Below are 17,087 nucleotides of genomic sequence, written 5' to 3' on the forward strand. Positions count from 1 at the left end.
ACCGCCGATCCCGCGCGCCCCTCCCGGGGCCTCGTCCCGTGGAGCGAGTTCGCACACCGTCCGACGATCCGACCTAGCCCGCTCCTCGTGTCGCGCGGCGGCGGGCGTCGTTGTCCGGGTGGGCGAGGCAATCCCGCCTCGCCGTTTGTCGTGCACCGTGTTCACCAGGGGATCCATCATGCGTCTCATCCGTCCGCTCACCGTCTCGCTCGTCGGGCTTGGCATGGCCCTCACCCTCTCCGCGGGGACGGCGGTCGCCTCCAAGGGCCCGTTCACCTTCCAGAGCGGGGGCCAGGTGTTCTTCGTGCAGGACGTGCCGGACGGCAAGTGCTTCACCATGTCCCGCGGATCCTTCGCACCGCACAACGGGACGCGTTCCCCGGCCACGGTGTTCTCCGGCAAGGAGTGCAAGGGCAAGGCGACCCTGGTCGCTCCCGGCCGGCAGGCTCCGAAGGGTCTGCGCTTCTCCAGCGTCCGGTTCGGCCGCTAGCGACGGGGTGTGAGCGGCGTGGACGGGCTCAGCGGCACAGCGCCGTCTCCCGCCGCATGTGCGACAGCTTCGCCGGGTTGCGTACCGAGTAGAGCCCGCTGATGAGGCCGTCGTCGATGCGCACGGCGACGACCGTGTCGACCTCGCCGCCCGGCCGCCGGACGAGCGCCGGGTAGCCGTTGACGTGTGCCGGGCGCAGTGACGGCGCGGAGAACCTGCCGAGCCGGGCCAGCAGACCGGCCACGTCGCGGGCCCCGGTGACGGGGTGCGCGATCGCCTGCCGGACTCCGCCGCCGTCGCCCATGAAGACGACGTCCGGCGCGAGGATGTCGAGCAGGCCCCGCAGATCGCCCGTGGCGGCGGCCCGCTGGAACGCGTGGAGCGCGTCGCGCGTCTCGGCCGGGGAGACCGGCCCGCGGGGCCGGCGGGCCGCGACGTGGGCGCGGGCCCGGCGGGTGATCTGACGGACCGCGGCGGGGCTCTTGTCGACGGCTTCGGCGATCTCCTCGTACGGGAGGTCGAACACCTCGCGCAGCACGAACACCGCCCGCTCGGTCGGTGCGAGCGTCTCCAGCACCAGCATCATCGCCATCGAGACGCTGTCGGCCAGTTCGACGTCCTCGGCCACGTCGGGCGCGGTGAGCAGCGGCTCGGGCAGCCAGGTGCCGACGTAGGACTCCTTGCGGCGGCCGAGCGTACGCAGCCGGATCAGCGCCTGGCGGGTGGTGATCCGTACCAGATAGGCGCGGGGGTCGCGCACCGCGGCGAGCTCGACGCCCGCCCACCGCAGCCAGGTCTCCTGGAGGACGTCCTCCGCGTCGGCGGCCGAGCCGAGCATCTCGTAGGCGACGGTGAACAGCAGGTTGCGGTGGGCGACGAACGCCTCGGTGGCGTGGTCCGCCTGCGTGCCCGGGGCGGGCGCGCCCGCCGTGTCCCCGCTCAGCCCGTACTCGGTCCCCATCGGCTGCTCCCGCCCGTTCGTCCTCGCTGCCATGCGCACAAGACACCGGCCGCCGCGGTTCTGTGACAGTCCCCGGCGGTGGCCCTCGTCACACCGCCGCCGCGTCACAGGGACCGGGCCGCCGGCATCTCTTGGTCGTCAGTACGACACCACACGTGAGGACGACGTCATGGAACCCCGTTTCCACCTGTTCGAGAACGAGTTCGGCGCCAAGTTCGCCAAGCGGTTCGCCAACACCGGCATGCTGCTCCAGAAGTCGGCGCTGCCCGCCGCCACACAGGAGCTGGTGGCGCTGCGCACCAGTCAGATCAACGGCTGCGGCTGGTGCATCGACGTGCACACCAAGGAGGCGGCGGCCGCCGGTGAGAGCGCGGCCCGGCTCCACCTGGTCGCGGCCTGGCGCGAGACCACCGTGTTCACCGAGGCGGAGCGGGCCGCGCTGGCCTTCGCCGAGGAGGGTACCCGGCTCGCCGACGCCCACCGGGGCGTGTCGGACGAGACCTGGGCGCGGGTGCGCGAGCACTACGACGACGACCAGATCGCCGCGCTGGTGGCGTTGACCGCCCTGATCAACGCCGCCAACCGGCTCGCCGTGACGGTCCACCAGAAGGGCGGCTCCTACGAGGTCGGCATGCTCGCGGCCGCGTTCAGCTGACCGGGATCCGTAACCGGCCCGGCCCGGGATCGTCCGATCCGGGCCGGGCCCACGGGCGGGTGCGGGCGGCCGGTCAGGCTCCGCAGCAGGTCCGGGTCGGCCAGCGTGGTGTGGAGGGCGTCACCGGTCAGGTCCGGGCCGGGGGACGGGGCGACGGCGACCACGTACAGGCCCGCCGCGCGGGCGGAGCGCACCCCGACCGCCGAGTCCTCCACCGCCACCGCCCCGCGGGGCTCCACGCCGAGCCGGGCGCAGGCGGTGCGGTAGAGGTCCGGGGCCGGTTTGGGGTGCTCGACGTCGTCGCTGCCCAGGACGAGCGCGAACGCGTCGGCCAGACCGACGTGGTGGAGGTGCTGGAGGACGGTGTGGCGCGGCGAGTTGGAGACCACCGCCAGGGGGCGGCTGGTGGCCAGCCGCGTCACGAACGCGACCGCGCCCGGCATGGCGCCGACGCCCTCCGCCAGAGCGGCCTCCACGCGCTCGCGGACCTGGCGGGCCAGCTCCTCGTGGGCGGCCGGCCTGCCGAGCAGCCGGGCCAGCGCCCGGCCCAGCTCCGGCAGGTGCAGACCGATCAGGGCGAGCCGGTCCGTATCGTCCAGCACGACCCCGTGCCGGGCGCAGACGGCCGCGCAGGCCCGGTCCCAGTGCGCCTGGGTGTCGACGAGGGTGCCGTCGCAGTCCAGGACCACGGCGTCGGTGGGCGGTACACGGGGGGCACGGGGTGCACGGGTGCGGCGCATCGTCAGGCACCCGCTCCCATCGAGCCCGTACGGCGGCCCCGCCGGGCCATCAGACGGAACATCCAGGTCGCCGCGGTGAGCCAGCCGGCGCCGAGCAGCACCGCCCAGCCGGCCGGGAGCAGGACATCAGCGGTCCCCGCACCGGCGACGACGGAGCGGACCGCCTTGAGCGTCTGGGTGAGGGGGATCGCCTGCGCGGCCGCCCGCACCCAGTCGGGCCAGTACGAGGTCGGCACCTGGACACCGCAGACCGCCATCATCAGCAGATAGGTGGCGTTGGAGATGATGTTGCGGGCGCCGTCGGCGTTGAAGGCCACCGCCGCGACGAACAGGCCGAAGCAGTAGGTGCTCGCCGCGGTCAGGACGACCAGGGCCGTCACCGGCGCGATCTGACCCGCCTGCCAGTGCACCCCGAACGCCGGTCCCAGGGCGAAGAGCGCCGCCAGCGAGGTGGCCGTGCCGCTGACCGGCCACTGGAGGCTCCGCCCGATGAACACCCACGAGAGCGGGGCCGGGGCCGCGCTCAGCAGACTGAGCGTGCCGACCCGGCGCTCCCAGGTGGTGGAGACGATGACCATCATCGACTCGATGACGCAGGTCATCACGGCGTTGCCGACGAGGAGGTAGCGGGTCTGCTCGGCGGAGCCGATGACGTGGCCGAAGAAGGCGAAGAAGGTGACCTGGGCCAGCATCCGGCCCAGCCAGCCGAAGGTCCAGGTCTTCCATGTGTACATGGCGCGCATGTCGGCCAGCGCGTTGGCCGCGCTGTAGCGGATGATGCGCGCGGGCTCGGTGATCGATGTCGTCAGGCTCATGAGTGGGACAGCGTTCCTAGTCGGCGGACCCGGCGCAGCACGCGGTGCAGCAGCGCCGTTCCGATCAGATAGCTCGCGGCGCCCAGCGCCAGGACGGCGGCCAGCCGGGCGGCCACGTCGTGCGGCGCCGGGGCGGCCAGACTGTCGCGCAGCAGGTCGCCGCTCCAGGACAGGAAGATCGCGTGGGAGGCCGGCCGGAGCCAGAACGGCAGCATCGCCACCGGGATGAGGACGCCGCTGAGCAGGTAGAACGGGTAGGTGAGGGTGTTCTGGACCGTCCGCGCCGAGGGCATCAGGATGAACAGCGGGGAGAAGATCGTCGCGGTCGCGGCCATCGCCAGGGCGGTCACCACCAGGCACACGGCGAACACCAGCGGGTGACGCACCGTCAGCCACCGGTCGAAGACCAGCCCCGCCACCAGCCACGCCTCCGCGAACGAGAGCAGACCCAGGGTGGTCACCGCGCAGATCCGCCCGATCACCAGCGTGGACAGCCGTGCCGGTACGGCGATCAGCGCCTCCAGGGTGCCGGACCTGCGCTCGTCGCCGATCAGCTCCCCGGCGATGAACAGGGCCAGCGTCCACAGGGACATGAGCGTGGGCGACACGATGGCGAACGGGGCGAGGTCGGGGCGTCCCGCGTGCTCGGAGATCGCCATGAAGACCAGCGTGAACAGCGGCGCGGTGACACAGATCTGGAGGGTGTCGGGGGCGCGCAGGGCGACGCGGAGCTGGAACCGGAAGCCGGTGAGGAAGATCCGCATCAGCCGACCGCCATGCCCCGGTCGCCGATGAGGTGGAGGTAGGCGTCCTCCAGGTTGGGGCGCTGGGTGGCCAGTTCGGACACCCCGGCCTCCACCAGGAGCCGCAGGACGGTACGGGTCACCGACGAGTCGGCCGTCTCCACCCGCAGCCGGCCGGACGGCTCGGCCTCGACCGCGAGGACGCCCTCCAGGTCGGCGAGCGCCTGCCGCGTCCCGGCCGGAACACCGCCGGCGACCACCCGCTCGTACCGGGGCACCACGCGGCCGATCTCGGCGGGGGTCTCGGTGAGCAGGACGCGCCCCCGGTCGATCATCGTCACCAGGTCGCAGACCGCCTCGGCCTCGGCCATGTCGTGGGTGGTCATCAGCACGGTCCTGCGCTCCGCGCGCATCTCCCCGACGAGACCGCGGAAGTCGCGTGCGGCCACCGGGTCCATGCCCACGGTGGGCTCGTCCAGGAGCAGCACCTTCGGGTCGCCGACCAGCCCACGGGCCAGGTGCAGGCGCTGCTTCATACCGCGCGAGAAGGTGTCGACGCGGTCGCCCGCGCGGTCGGCGAGACCGAGGCGCTCCAGCAGCTCGTCGACGCGCAGGCGCAGCGCGAGGCCGTGCAGCCCGTACATGGCGGCCCAGAAACGCAGGTTCTGCCGGGCGCTGAGCCGGCCGTACAGCCCGCGGTCGCCGCCGAAGACGATCCCGATGTCACGGCGGACGGCCGCCGCTTCCGTCGAGACGTCGTGCCCCAGCACGGTCGCGGTGCCGGAGGTCGCCTCCAGGACGGTCGAGAGGATCTTGCACAGGGTGGTCTTGCCGGCGCCGTTGGGGCCGACCAGACCGTGCACCTCACCGACCTCGACGATCAGGTCCACCTCGGTGAGGGCGTGGGCGCGCCGGCCACCGGCCCGGCCCTCGCCGTAGTCGCGGCACAGCGCACGTGTCTCGATCGCACTCATCGGGGTCCTTCGGGCAGGTGGGGGAGGGCAGCGAGGGCCGCCTCGTAGCGGTCCGGCGCGACCAGCTCGGACTCGACGAGCAGATAGTCGCCGACCGGGGTCAGCATCAGGGTGTCGCCGCCCGCGTGGTGCTCCACGGCGCGCCGCCAGTCGGGGCGGTGGGCCCGGCGCAGTTCCATGCCGTAGCGGACCCGGGCGGGCGGCGCGGCGGTCGCCGCCAAGCGCCGCTCGCGCTCCTGCTCGGCGGCGGGCTCCAGCCGCCGGCGCAGCTCCTCGAAGGGGCCGAGAGGTGCGCACCGCCCGGCGTGGGCGAGGAGTTCCGTTACCTCCGGGGCCAGCCGGAACTCCCGGACCGTCGCCTCGGCCGCCGCGACCGACTCCGGGCCGACCCGGGACAGGACGATCACGTCGAGGGCGTCCACGGCGTGGAAGGCGCGCTGGAACCGCTCCTCCGCTATCGCCAGGAGAGCGGTGAGCACCTCGTCGGCCGGCGGCCGGGAGCGGACGGGCAGGAGCGCGCCGTCCCCGAAGTAGGCGGCGGTGCCCACGTCGACCTTGGCGTCGCGGTCGAGCAGGGGATCCAGCGGCGCCCAGGAGAGGGTGGCCATCATGTGCCGCCGTTCGCCGTCGACCACGGAGTAGTCGAGGTTGTCGACGCTCTGGTGGTCGAGCACCACCCGGACCACGGCCCAGAGTTCGCGTTCGTCCGCCACGACCAGATCGAGGTCGCCGGTCGGCCGCAGGACGCCCTCGGGGTAGTGCTGGGAGATCGCCGGGCCCTTGAGCACGTGGACGGGGTGCGCGGCGCGGATCGCGGTGTGCAGGCGCCGGTAGCCCTCCGCGCGGGCGCGGGCCCGGCGCAGTTCGTCGGCGGAGCCGGTGCCGAGGCGGTGCCCGGACCGCTCCGCGACGGAGAACACCAGCTGGACGAGGGCTTCCCGGGTGGCCCGGGCACGGCGGACCAGGACCCGCAGGTCCTCGTCGGGGGAGAGGTCGAACAGCCGGTACAGCAGCGGCAGATCGATCGAGTCGGTGCGGACGGTGGTGCTCATACGGGGGTCTCCTGGTCGGGGCGGGGGCGGCGCCAGAAGCGGTGGTCCAGGCGCCAGCCGCGCTCCTGGAGGGAGGCCACGATCCGGGCCCCGCTGTCGGGACCGGTGCTGTCGTGCACGACGTTGCCGAACAGCGGGCGGCCCCGCTCGGCGGCGAGAGCGGCACACGCGGCGACCAGCGCAGCGGTGCCGGGCCGTACGGCGTCGGCGTCGTCGACCAGCAGGTCGAAGAGGTCGGTGAACTCGGCGCCGGTGACCTCGTCCAGGGCGCCGGTCAGCACGGACGCGTGACCGATCGGGCGGCCGTCGCGGGTCAGCAGGAAGGAGACCCGGTCGGGGGCCTCCAGCACCTCCCGCGCCGCGCTGTCGATCAGTCCGGCTCGTCCGGTGTCACCGGCGGCCGGGCCGTAGCCGTCGGCGATCGCGCGGGCCAGCCAGCCCGCGACCAGAGGGTCGTGCTCCGGCCCGGCGGGCACCACGGCGAGCCCGGCGGGCTGCTGGGCGGCTTCCGGTACGGCGCCGGTGTAGCGCACGTAACTGACCGACGGGCGCCAGGGCGCGGGCAGCGTGGTGTCGCCGGGCGCCCGCAGCAGCAGGGCGTCGGCGTCCGGGTGGGCCGCGGTGAGCCGCCGCTCCAGCTCCGCCAGGGCGGCGGGCGTCGCGAGCAGCTCCGGCGCCGCGTACTCCACCAGACAGCGCCGTTCCCGGGTGACGGGGTCGGTCTGCGCCCCCGCCACGTAGGTGTGGGCGCCGATCCCGGCCCGGGTGCCCTGCTCGTGGGCCCAGGCCAGGTAGGCGGGGCTGGGGAGGGCGGGGGTGCTCATGACGCCTCCGGTCGTACGGCGACGGTCAGGCCGTCCAGCACCTCGGCCGCCGCGGCGCGGACCTGCTCGGCGTCCACGGCGTCCAAGGCGGCCAGCTCCGCCGCCAGCGACCACTCGGCGGTGCCGGCGCGGCTGCGCTGGGCGACCATCCGCAGCTGGTCCAGCGGTGACTCGCTGTCCAGGATCATCCGCATCCGGGCCTGTCGGCGGGCGGCCGCCAGGTCCTCCGGGTCGGGGCCCGCGGACGCCAGCTCGGCCAGGAGCCCGCGCACGATCCCGACGACGGTCCCGCCGTTGCCGGGCTCGACACCGACCAGCACCCGCCATGCCCCGGCCTCCTGGTAGCCGCGGTCCCAGCACGCGAACGAGTAGGCCAGCCCTGCCTCGTTGCGGAGCCTGCGGTAGAGCGGGGAGGAGGGGCTGTCGCCGAGGAGCTGGGCCAGGAGCGCGAAGCGGCGGCGCCCGGGGTCGTCGGCCGCGCCGGAGCGGGCGCCGACGCAGACCCAGCCGTACTCGTCGGGCCAGACGACGGCCGGGTCCGGGGCGAGCGGGGGCAGGGCCCGGGCGGGAGCCGGGGCGGCGGCCGGCGCCACGGTCCGGCCGAGCCCGTCGAGGCGCGGCAGCCGGGGCCCGACCATCACCAGCGTCATGGCGCTGGTGAGGAACCGGGTGCGGTGTCCCTCCCGTACGTCGGCGAGGGTGATCCGGCGGATCTGCTCGACGTCGCCGCCGACCGGCCGGCCCAGCGGGTGGCCCGGGAAGAGCTGGGCCAGGAAGGCGTCCTGCACGACGTCGCCCGGGTCGGCCTGGGCCGCGGCGAGTTCCTGGAGGACCGCGTCGCGTTCGGTGTCCAGTACCGTGTCCGTCAACTCCGGCCGCAGCACGGCCTGGTGCAGCAGCGCCGCCACCGCGTCGGCGTCGTCGGCGTGCACCTGGGCGTAGAAGAGCATGATGTCGAGGCCGGTCTCGGCGTTGGCGTTGCCGCCGAGGCGCTCCACCTGCTCGCAGAACGAGGGCCGCCCGTCCAGCGGGGCCGACATCAACGTGTGCTCCAGCAGATGGGCGAGGCCGCCGTGCTCCGCCGGGTCGTCGCGGGAGCCGTAGCGGACGGCGAGGCAGACGCTGGTCGTGCGCAGCCGCTCGTCCAGCAGCGCGATCGTCGGCAGTGCGGAGGGTACGACGACGGGGGGCGAGGGCGGCATCTCGGCCTTTCCTTGGTTTCTCGGACGGGTGCGAGGAGAGACAAAGCAGGGCGGAGCAAGTGCTCCGCCCTGCTTTTATGAGCGGCAATTACCGCTGCTTCGTCGACGTCTTGTCCAGACGCGGACGGAGCGAGACCTTGTGAGCGCGCATTTTCGTTTCCTCCCTTCTCGTTTCTCGTTCGGTCGGGGGTGCCCCAGAAACATAGGCCGATGAAAAACGCCGGGTCAACCCCGGATCGAGCGGCGGACATCGTTTTCTTCGCTTATAGATAATTCGTTGATGAGGCGTATATGCGAGGCCGTCGTGACGTAGATCAGCGGTATATGGACGCCAGCCATGCTGGGCTGCTCACCAGCAGACGAGAGGGGTTCGGCCAGCCATGACCGACCAGTTGCCGATGGCAGGCAAAAGCGCCCTGATAACCGGTGCGGGTTCCGGGATCGGCCGATCGATAGCCTGGGGTCTGGCCCGGTCGGGTGCCCGTGTGGTCCTCAACGACCGGGACTGGAGCAGCACGGCCGGTCTTCGCCGGGAAAAGGAGACCCGGGAATACCTGGACGCGCTCGGCGCCGACTACCGCCTTATCGAGGCGGACGTGTCGTCGGAAGGCGCGGTGAAGGACATGTTCCAGCTCGCACTGAGCGGAACGGGCTCCCTCGACTTTCTGGTCAACAATGCCGGTGAACAGTTGCCATCGGCGGCTCATCTCCATTCTCTGGCGGATTTCTCGCGGGTCCTCGACACCAATCTCGTCGGCGCGTTCCTGTGTGCCAGGACGGCGCTGGAGCACTTCGTGGGCGCCGGCGTCCGCGGCGCGGTCCTGAACATCACCAGCGTCCACGAGACGGTGCCCAAGCCCGGGTTCGCCAGCTACGCGGCGAGCAAGGCGGCGCTGCGGATGCTCACCGCGACCCTGGCCCTGGAGTACGCGGCGCACGGCATCCGGGTCAACGCCATCGCCCCCGGTGCCATCGACACGGAGATGAACCGGGACTGGGTGTCCGACCGGGACAGGAAGGCCCGCGCCGAGGCCCGCATCCCGCTGGGCCGGATCGGGGAGCCCGACGAGGTGGCCGGTCTCGCCCTGTTCCTGCTCTCGGACGCCGCGCGCTACATCACCGGGCAGTCCGTGCTCATCGACGGCGGGCTGAGCCTGCACACCGACTTCCAGCGGGACTGGACCTCGTGAGCGGCCACCGGCCCTCCGCGGGTCCCCACAGCCCGGTCCGGCCCCGGGTCATCGCCCTCGACGGCGCCGACAACGCGGGCAAGACCACCCAGCTCAGGCTGCTGCGCAGCGCGATCGGCGACGAGGTGTGCGTCGGCGGCGGAGTCCACCACTACCTGCCGCAGTGGCCGAAGCTGTCCGGCGACGAACTCGCCCACTGGTGGTTCACGGAGTCACGCAGCGAGGAACTGGTCGGCCTGCTCCTGAAGGGCTACGGCCGGCGGCTGGACGCGCTCACCGGCCGGCACCCCTGGGTGATCCTGGACCGGGGCCTGGCCACCGTCGAGGCGAGCTGCGTCGCCTCGGTGATGCTCAAGGACGGCCGGTCGGCGCCGGACGCGGAGGCCCTGGTCGCGGGCGTGCGCGCCGAGGTGCTGGGCGACTGGGCCCCCGAGGCGTACAGCGTGCTGCTGTCCCTGGGCCCGGTGGCCGACGGCGCCGCGCTGAGCGTCGGCCGCGAGCGCGCCGCGGACGAGCGGTACACGCGCTACCAGCACCTGCTGCACGCCGCGCTGGAAACCCGCCGCTCCCGCCACGACGCGGTCATCGCGGCGGACCGCGCCTCCATCGTCGACGTACAGAACCAGCTCCGCGTCCACCTCGCCGAAGTCGGCCTCCCCACCGAGCCGTTGCTGGCGGACGTCCGCCGGGTCATCGGTCTCGGGGGCCTGTCGGAGAGCGGCAAGAGCAGCGCCGGGGAGTACCTCCGCCGCCGGTTCGGGACCACCCGTCTGAAGCTGGGGTACCTCGTCGACCTGGCCGCCGCCCGGCACGGCCTCGCCCTTCCGTACGAGGAGGAGCCAAGGCGGCTGGCCGAGCTGGTCGTCGAGGAACTGGACCGGTACGCCCGCGCCCACTACTACCTGCGCGACTACACCATCGAGAGCCTGCACCGGCCGGGGCTCACCCGGGAGCTGAAGCGGCTGCTGGGCGAGCGGCTCAGCGTGGTGTACCTGGACGCCCCGGGGCCCGTCCGGGCCCGGCGCTCGCTCGTCGACCCCGGCTCCCTGGCCCGCAACGACGAGGTGAAGCTGTCCCGGGGAGCCGACGCGATCGCGGCGGAGTGCGACCTGCTCATCGACAACACCGGCCCCCGCCCCGGCCTGGAGCTCGCGCTGGACCGGCTGATGACCGGCGCCACCGCGTCCCCGGCCTCCACGTCCCTGCGGATGGCCGACCCCCTGGACCTGCCGGCTCCGACGGCACTGCGCCGGGCCGCGGCCACCACCCTGACGGGGCTGCGGTCCGCGCTGGGCGAGCGGCTGCTGCTGTTCGTCGTGGCGGGCAGCGTCGGGTTCGGCACCGCCGACCGCGACCTGAGCGACCTCGACGTCCTGGTGGGCGTCGAGCCGGGCACCACCGCCGACCTCGCCGGGGAACTGGCGCGGCTGCGCGCCGAGTTGGACGTCAAGCTCGGCGTCACCGTGCTCACCCGCCATGAACTGCTGCTCCGGCGCTGCGATTCGCGCACCTTCAGCACCCTGCACTCGCTCGGACAGGGCGGGATCGCCTGCCAGTACGTCAGCGACGACCTGGAGCTGCCGGACTTCGGCGCGGCCCAGCGCCACCAGCAGACCATCCAGTACCTGGCGCGGACCCTGCACGAACTCCGGCGCCCCCTGCTGGGCGTCGAGACGAGCCCGTACGCCCTGTACAAGACGGTGCTGAACGCCGCCAAGATGCTGCTGCGGCTCGCCGGGGCCGAGGAGACCGACCCCGGCGCCATCTCCGCCCTCTTCGACCGGATGTTCCCGGCCCCGGAACGGGCCAGGATCCCGAGCCGGCCGGAGTACCGGGAGATGGGACGCGAGGAGATCGCCGCGGTCGCCGCGTCCGTCCTGGACTGGTTCGAGCGGTACCTGGCCACCGCCCCCGCGCCGGTCGCCTGACCCGCCCCCGTCCGACCCCCCCGGTGACACCGCACGACCCGTAGGAGTACCGCACTGTGAAGATCGACGACGACGTTCCCGGCCCCGCCGAGGTCATCCGGCCCTACCCCCGGCTGGCGCCGGTGCGCAACATCGGCGCGGCCGCCGCCGAGGCGGTGGTTCCGGGGCGGCTCATCGCGCTGGAGGGACCCGACGGGGCGGGCAAGACCACGCAGATCGAGCTGCTGAAGGCGGCGCTGACCGAGGACGGGTGGTCCGTCCGGGTCTGCGCGTTCATCAGGAACCCGCTGATCTGGCACGCCAAGGCGCGCGGCAAGTACGACAACTGGGACCCGTACACGATGGCGCTCCTGTACGCCGCCTCGCTCACCGACCTCGTCAACCGGGAGGTGCTGCCCCACCTCGCCTCGGGCGGCGTGGTCATCATGGACCGCTACCTCTACTCCGTCATGGGCCGCTCCGAGGCCCGCGGCTGCGACCGGCGCTGGCTGAGCGGCCTGCTCGCCCCGGCCACCCTGCCGCACCGCACCCTGCATCTGCGCACCCCCGTCGCGGAGTGCTTCGACCGCAAGGCCGCCCTCGCGCCGACCTTCTCGTACTGGGAGTGCGGGGTGGACCTGCACGGCGACGACGCCCTGCGCTTCGCCGGGCCCAAGGAGGCCTACCGCGACAGCTTCCTGCTCTACCAGCAGCGCGTCCAGGACATCGTCGAGGACCTGCTGAAGGACGCCGACGCGCTGGGCCTGCCGGGAGCCGGGCGGGAGACGACGGCGGCCCGGGCGGCGGCCTGGGTCCGCGCGGGCCTGGCCGGGTCCCCGTGACCGCCCCCGCGCCCGCGCTCTCCCTCCGGGAGTCGCTCGCCGAGCGGGCCGAGGCGCGGGACTGGGCGGGCGTCGAGGCGCTCGGCGGCGTCGAGGTGCTGCCCCCGCCGCCGGGCCTCCCCGGCCCGCGCACCCCGCTCTGGCGGCACGCGCTGACGTCCCGGGGCTATCTGGTCACCGGCGTGAGCGAGCTGAAGAACTCGACCTGCGGCTTCGCCCAGCGGGACGGCCGGCCGCACTTCTTCAAGTACGTCGGGGCCCAGAACGCCATCGCCGAACTGGCCGGTTACCTGGAGTTCGGCGCCGCGGGCAACCGGGTGCCCGCCCTGTTGTCCCTGCTGCGCACCGACGCGGGGACGGTCATGGTGTACGAGTACCTGCCCTCGATGGGGGTGGGGCGCGGCACCCTGTTCGACCTGCTGTGCCGCGCGGAACGGGCCGGGACACTGCTGCCCGAGCACGAGGTCGGCCCGCTGCTCGACCGTATCCGCGCGAACTGCGCCCGGCGTACGCTGCGTTCGTCCTCACCCATCGACGCCTTCTTCGCCCACCGCGTCACCGAACGGCTGATCCCCTGGTACGTCGAGCGCCGCCGCCCGTGGCTGGACCAGCCGGTGGTGGTCGGCTCGGTGCCGCAGCCGACGACGCTACGGGAGTGCCTGGAGGGCACCGCCGCCTACTTCGACGGCCTCGGCGCGCGCGAATGCGTGCTGTCCCAGGGCGATTTCAGCGAGACCAACGTGGGCCGGGGCGCGGTCTTCGTCGACCTGAGCAACGCCGGCCACAACGACGTGCGCGGCGAGCTCGCGACCGCCTTCTGGTCGCTCTTCCTCGGCGGGGGATACCTGTTCCCCAAGTACCACCCGGCCGCCTACCGGTGGCGGGAGGCACCCTTCGACGGTGCGGCCCCGCGGTGCGCCGCACGCCTGGACCCGCGCACCGCGACGTTCCACATCGACCTCGACCACCGGCTCTCGCCCGCCCGGGCGGACCTGCTCCACCGGCTGCTCGACGTGTTCACCGAGGCGTTCGGCCCCGAGCTCCTGGACCGCCGGCTCGCCCCCTACCTGGTGATGCGGGCGGTCGGCGTCCTCGACCTCGACACCCTCGACCCCGCCGACCGGGCCGTGTGCACCGCGCTGGCCCTGCGCTGGTGGAACGAGCGCGACGATCTCGGTACCGTCCTGCGCACACTGATCGATCATGGGAGACCCCGATGAAGTCCCGGGCCGTGGCCATCGTCCGGCAGGACGACTCCGTCCTGCTCATCCACCGCCGCAAGGACGGGGTGGAGTACTACACCCTGCCGGGCGGGGGCGTCGAGGAGGGGGAGACGCCCGAGCAGGCGTGCGTACGCGAACTGGCCGAGGAGACAGGCCTTTCGGCGGCCGTGGAGTCCCCGCTGCTCACCCTCGACAACGCGGGCCGCACCGAGCACTACTTCGTGATGGGCCCGGCCACCGGAACCCCGCGCCTCGGCGGTCCGGAGAGCGAGCGGGACGGCGAGGACAACCAGTACCGGCTCGTGTGGGTGCCGCTGGCCGAGGCGGCGGACGTCGGCCTGAAACCGGCCGCCATCGCGCCCCACCTGGTCGAAATCGCCGGCAACGTAAGATGACCCTCCGTTTACCGGTTCGCGCCAGACCTCTGGAGACCAGCAGCCGGTGAGAGTTGTGCGCGTGCACGCCCGGGGGAACTGTGGAATTCTTCGTGCTCGGATCCGTGGGCATTCGGATCGAAGGGGCCGTCGTGCCCGGCGGCCCGCCCCAGCAGCAGGCCACCCTCGCCGCCCTCGCGCTCCGAACCGGCCACGTCGTCCCCCTGCACGAGCTGATGAGCGCCGTGTGGGGCGAGACGGCCCCCGGCTCCGCCGTGATGATCCTGCGGACCTACGTATGGCGGCTGCGCAAGATCCTGGAGAGCGGCGGCTGCGATCCGCAGGCGCTGGCCTCCGTCAACGACGGCTACCGCCTCGCCGTGCCGCCCGCCTCGGTCGACGCCTTCCGCGCCGAGCGGCTGGCGGCCGACGCGGCACGCGCGGGCGAGGCCGGACGGCACGACGAGGCGGCCGCCCTGCTCACCGAGGCCGTGGCGCTGTGGCGCGGAGAGCCGCTGGCGGGCGTGCCGGGGCCGTTCGCCGAGCAGCAGCGCTCCCGGCTGTCCGAGCTGCGCCGGCAACTGCTGGAGGAACGCTTCGCCCTCGACCTCCTGCTGGGCCGGCACACCCAGGTCATCCCGGAACTCACCGCGTTCATCGGCGAACAGCCGCTGCGCGAGCGCCCCTACGGCTTCCTGATGCGCGCGCTGTACGCCGCCGGGCGCCAGGGCGACGCACTCGCGGTGTTCGGGTCGGCGCGCGAGGTGCTCGCCGCCGAACTGGGCCTCGACCCCGGGCCCGAGCTGCGCGCACTGCACCAGCGGATGCTGGCCGGAGACGCCGAACTGGCCGCGCCCGCACCCGCACCCGCCGCGCCGCCGCCCGCCCGTGACGAGCCCGTGGACGCCGTGGTCCCGGCCACCCTCCCGCGCCCCGCGCAACTCCCGGCCGACATCGCCGACTTCAGCGGCCGGGACGGCACGCTCGCAGCGCTGGCCGGGGCCCTCACCGACCAGGACCGCACCGCACTGGCCGTCGCCACGGTCGGCGGCATGGGCGGCATCGGCAAGAGCGCCCTGGCCCTGCGGGTGGCCCACCGCGTCAAGGAGGCCTTCCCCGACGGCCAGCTCTACGCGGACCTGCGCGGCACCGGCGCGGACGCGGCCGACCCCGGCGCGGTCCTCGCCAGCTTCCTGTCCGCGCTCGGCGTGCCGCGCCAGGAAGTACCTGGCTCGGTGGAGGACCGCGCCCGCCTCTTCCGTACGGTCCTGGACGGCCGCCGGGTCCTGGTGCTGCTCGACGACGCCCGCGACACCGCGCAGGTCAAACCGCTGCTGCCCGGCGCGGTCCACTGCGCGGTCGTGGTGACCAGCCGCGCCCACCTCTCGGGTGTGCCCTCCGGCACCCATGTGCAGCTCACCGAGTTCAGCCCGGATGAGGCGCTGTCCCTGCTGCGGCACATCGTCGGCGCGCACCGGATCGACCAGGAGGAGGCCGCGGCGGTCGCGCTGGTCGGCGCCTGTGCCCATCTGCCGCTGGCGGTACGCATCGTGGCCGCGCGGCTGGCGGCCCGGCCGGGCTGGACGGTGGCGTACCTGCTGGCCCGGCTGGCGGACGAGCGGCGGCGGCTGAGCGAACTGCGGGCCGACGACCTGGCCGTGTCCGCCGTCTTCGAGCTCGGCTACCACCAGCTGACCGGGCCGCAGGCGAAGGTGTTCCGCTCGCTCGCCCCGGTCGCCTGGCCGAGCATCGGCCTGTCCGCCGCCGCGGCGGCGCTGGCGCTGGGGGAGCCGGAGACCGAGACCCTGCTGGAGGCGCTGGTGGACGCCGCGCTGCTGGAGTCGCCGGAGGCGGGCCGCTACCGCTACCACGACCTCGGCCGGGACTTCGCGCTGCACCTGCCCCACCCGGAGTCCGAACGGGCGACCGGAGCCGACGCGCTGGTGGAGCGCCGGCTGCTCGGCCATCTGCTGCGCATGGCGGCCGGGGCGTTCCAGCGGATGGTGCCGGGCGACCCGGTGCACGGCACGATCTCCGTGGCGGGCGGGGAGCCGGGGGAGCAGCGGCTGGCGACCCTGGGCCAGGCACGCGCCTGGGTCGTGGCCGAGTTCGACTGCGCCGTCCACGCCGTCCAGCTCCTGGTCGCGCGGGGCGAGGGCGCGGACCCGGACCTGCTGACGGTGGCGGCCGACCTCCTGGTGGCCCTCAGCTCCTTCGGCCAGGACATCCCGTACGGGCAGATGGCCCTCACCGCACGCTCCCTGGCCGAGGTCGCGGCGCTGCACGGCAACCACCACGCGGCCGGGCGCGCCCACTTCATCTGCGGCAACGCCGCGCTCCAGGCGACCCAGCTGGCGCGGGCCCGGACCGAGTCCCAGCTCGCGGCCGAGGCGTGCCGCCGGGCCGGGGACCGCGCGATCCTCCAGCAGGCGTACAACGACCTCGGCGTCATCGCCCAGTTCGAGCAGCGCTACGACGAGGCGGCCGACCACTTCGACCAGGCCCTCGCCCTCGCCCAGGAGCTCGGCAACCGCTCGGGCGGGCTGACCACCACCCTCAACGCCGCCCTGGCCCGGATCCGCGGCGGCAGGGCCGAGGAGGCGCTGCCCGCCTGCGACGAGGCGCTGAGCGCGCTGCGCGCGATGGCCGACCCGCACGGCATCGCCCACGCGCTGTGCGTACGCGGTCAGGCGCTGCACGAGCTGGGCCGTCTGCCGCAGGCGCTGGCCGACTACGCGCAGTGCCTGGAGGTCTGCGAGGCGGAGAGGATCCCGGGCCGGCGGGCGCAGGCCCTGTACCGGTACGCCGACACCCTGCGCGTGCTGGGGCGCCTCCAGGCGGCGCTGGAGGCGGCCGCCCGTGCGGTGGCCTACTTCCGGACCGTGCCCGACCGGGACCGCGACCGGGGCTACGCGCTGCTGATCCACGCCCGTGTCTGCGCCGACGCCGGTCAGCACGAGCAGGCGCTGGCGCACTCCCAAGAGGCGCTGGAGGTGTTCACCCGGGCCGGTCTGCCGGAGGCGGCCCAGGCGCGGCTGCTGGTGGACGCCACCGGAGTAGTACCGGTGTAAGCCCCGGACCGCCCGCGTCGGGGC

General features: G+C 73.8%; 16 protein-coding genes. 8 read left to right on the forward strand and 8 right to left on the reverse strand.

What is annotated here, in order from left to right; genetic code table 11:
* Positions 1-178 precede the first annotated feature (178 nt).
* Positions 179-490, forward strand: a complete 312-nt coding sequence (locus tag ABZ404_RS22930; protein ID WP_358836131.1) for a hypothetical protein — start codon at positions 179-181, stop codon at positions 488-490.
* Between the two features lie 28 nt (positions 491-518).
* Here the strand turns inward: ABZ404_RS22930 and ABZ404_RS22935 are convergent, their stop codons facing one another.
* Positions 519-1,451, reverse strand: coding sequence for an RNA polymerase sigma-70 factor (locus tag ABZ404_RS22935; protein ID WP_358836138.1), 933 nt, complete (start codon positions 1,449-1,451; stop codon positions 519-521).
* Between the two features lie 169 nt (positions 1,452-1,620).
* Between ABZ404_RS22935 and ABZ404_RS22940 the strand changes: the two genes are divergently transcribed.
* Positions 1,621-2,106: a carboxymuconolactone decarboxylase family protein gene (locus ABZ404_RS22940; protein WP_358836130.1), complete on the forward strand. Its 486-nt coding sequence runs from the start codon at positions 1,621-1,623 to the stop codon at positions 2,104-2,106.
* Here ABZ404_RS22940 and ABZ404_RS22945 read toward each other — a convergent pair.
* The 7 genes from ABZ404_RS22945 to ABZ404_RS22975 are packed head-to-tail and all read right to left on the reverse strand — an operon-like array spanning position 2,070 to position 8,456.
* Positions 2,070-2,846, reverse strand: coding sequence for an HAD family phosphatase (locus tag ABZ404_RS22945; protein WP_358836129.1), 777 nt, complete (start codon positions 2,844-2,846; stop codon positions 2,070-2,072). The genes ABZ404_RS22940 and ABZ404_RS22945 overlap by 37 nt on opposite strands.
* Before the next feature lie 2 nt (positions 2,847-2,848).
* Positions 2,849-3,661, reverse strand: coding sequence for an ABC transporter permease (locus ABZ404_RS22950; RefSeq protein ID WP_358836128.1), 813 nt, complete (start codon positions 3,659-3,661; stop codon positions 2,849-2,851).
* On the reverse strand, positions 3,658-4,425 hold the full coding sequence (locus ABZ404_RS22955) for an ABC transporter permease (protein WP_358836127.1): 768 nt from the start codon (positions 4,423-4,425) through the stop codon (positions 3,658-3,660). Before ABZ404_RS22955 ends, ABZ404_RS22950 begins: the two co-directional genes overlap by 4 nt.
* Entirely contained in the window at positions 4,425-5,378 is a 954-nt protein-coding gene (locus ABZ404_RS22960) for an ABC transporter ATP-binding protein (RefSeq protein WP_358836126.1), read from the reverse strand. Before ABZ404_RS22960 ends, ABZ404_RS22955 begins: the two co-directional genes overlap by 1 nt.
* Positions 5,375-6,430: a nucleotidyltransferase family protein gene (locus tag ABZ404_RS22965; protein ID WP_358990773.1), complete on the reverse strand. Its 1,056-nt coding sequence runs from the start codon at positions 6,428-6,430 to the stop codon at positions 5,375-5,377. Before ABZ404_RS22965 ends, ABZ404_RS22960 begins: the two co-directional genes overlap by 4 nt.
* Positions 6,427-7,254 (reverse strand): hypothetical protein, encoded by an 828-nt coding sequence (locus ABZ404_RS22970; RefSeq protein WP_358990775.1) that lies wholly within the window; start codon positions 7,252-7,254, stop codon positions 6,427-6,429. Before ABZ404_RS22970 ends, ABZ404_RS22965 begins: the two co-directional genes overlap by 4 nt.
* Positions 7,251-8,456: a pitrilysin family protein gene (locus tag ABZ404_RS22975; RefSeq protein ID WP_358837588.1), complete on the reverse strand. Its 1,206-nt coding sequence runs from the start codon at positions 8,454-8,456 to the stop codon at positions 7,251-7,253. The genes ABZ404_RS22970 and ABZ404_RS22975 overlap by 4 nt, the downstream gene beginning before the upstream one ends.
* Positions 8,457-8,854: 398 nt before the next feature.
* On the opposite strand from ABZ404_RS22975, the gene ABZ404_RS22980 reads away from it, so the two are divergent.
* The 6 genes from ABZ404_RS22980 to ABZ404_RS23005 all read left to right on the forward strand — a co-directional run bounded on the left by ABZ404_RS22980 (position 8,855) and on the right by ABZ404_RS23005 (position 17,063).
* Positions 8,855-9,646 carry a glucose 1-dehydrogenase gene (locus tag ABZ404_RS22980; protein ID WP_358837589.1) on the forward strand — a complete coding sequence of 264 codons (792 nt, stop codon included), beginning with the start codon at positions 8,855-8,857 and terminating at the stop codon, positions 9,644-9,646.
* Complete coding sequence (locus ABZ404_RS22985) at positions 9,643-11,574, forward strand: hypothetical protein (protein WP_358990777.1); 1,932 nt, start codon at positions 9,643-9,645, stop codon at positions 11,572-11,574. The genes ABZ404_RS22980 and ABZ404_RS22985 overlap by 4 nt, the downstream gene beginning before the upstream one ends.
* A gap of 56 nt (positions 11,575-11,630) precedes the next feature.
* The gene (locus tag ABZ404_RS22990) at positions 11,631-12,395 is read left to right on the forward strand and encodes a hypothetical protein (protein WP_358837893.1); all 765 of its coding nucleotides are present in this window, start codon (positions 11,631-11,633) and stop codon (positions 12,393-12,395) included.
* Entirely contained in the window at positions 12,392-13,615 is a 1,224-nt protein-coding gene (locus ABZ404_RS22995) for a hypothetical protein (protein WP_358990780.1), read from the forward strand. Before ABZ404_RS22990 ends, ABZ404_RS22995 begins: the two co-directional genes overlap by 4 nt.
* Positions 13,612-14,013 (forward strand): NUDIX domain-containing protein, encoded by a 402-nt coding sequence (locus ABZ404_RS23000; protein ID WP_358837845.1) that lies wholly within the window; start codon positions 13,612-13,614, stop codon positions 14,011-14,013. The genes ABZ404_RS22995 and ABZ404_RS23000 overlap by 4 nt, the downstream gene beginning before the upstream one ends.
* A gap of 92 nt (positions 14,014-14,105) precedes the next feature.
* A complete protein-coding gene (locus tag ABZ404_RS23005) occupies positions 14,106-17,063 on the forward strand; it encodes a BTAD domain-containing putative transcriptional regulator (protein WP_358990783.1) in 2,958 nt (985 codons plus the stop codon).
* The last annotated feature ends 24 nt before the right edge of the window (positions 17,064-17,087 follow it).

Source organism: Streptomyces sp. NPDC005878 (assembly GCF_040629815.1).
GTDB lineage: Bacteria > Actinomycetota > Actinomycetes > Streptomycetales > Streptomycetaceae > Streptomyces.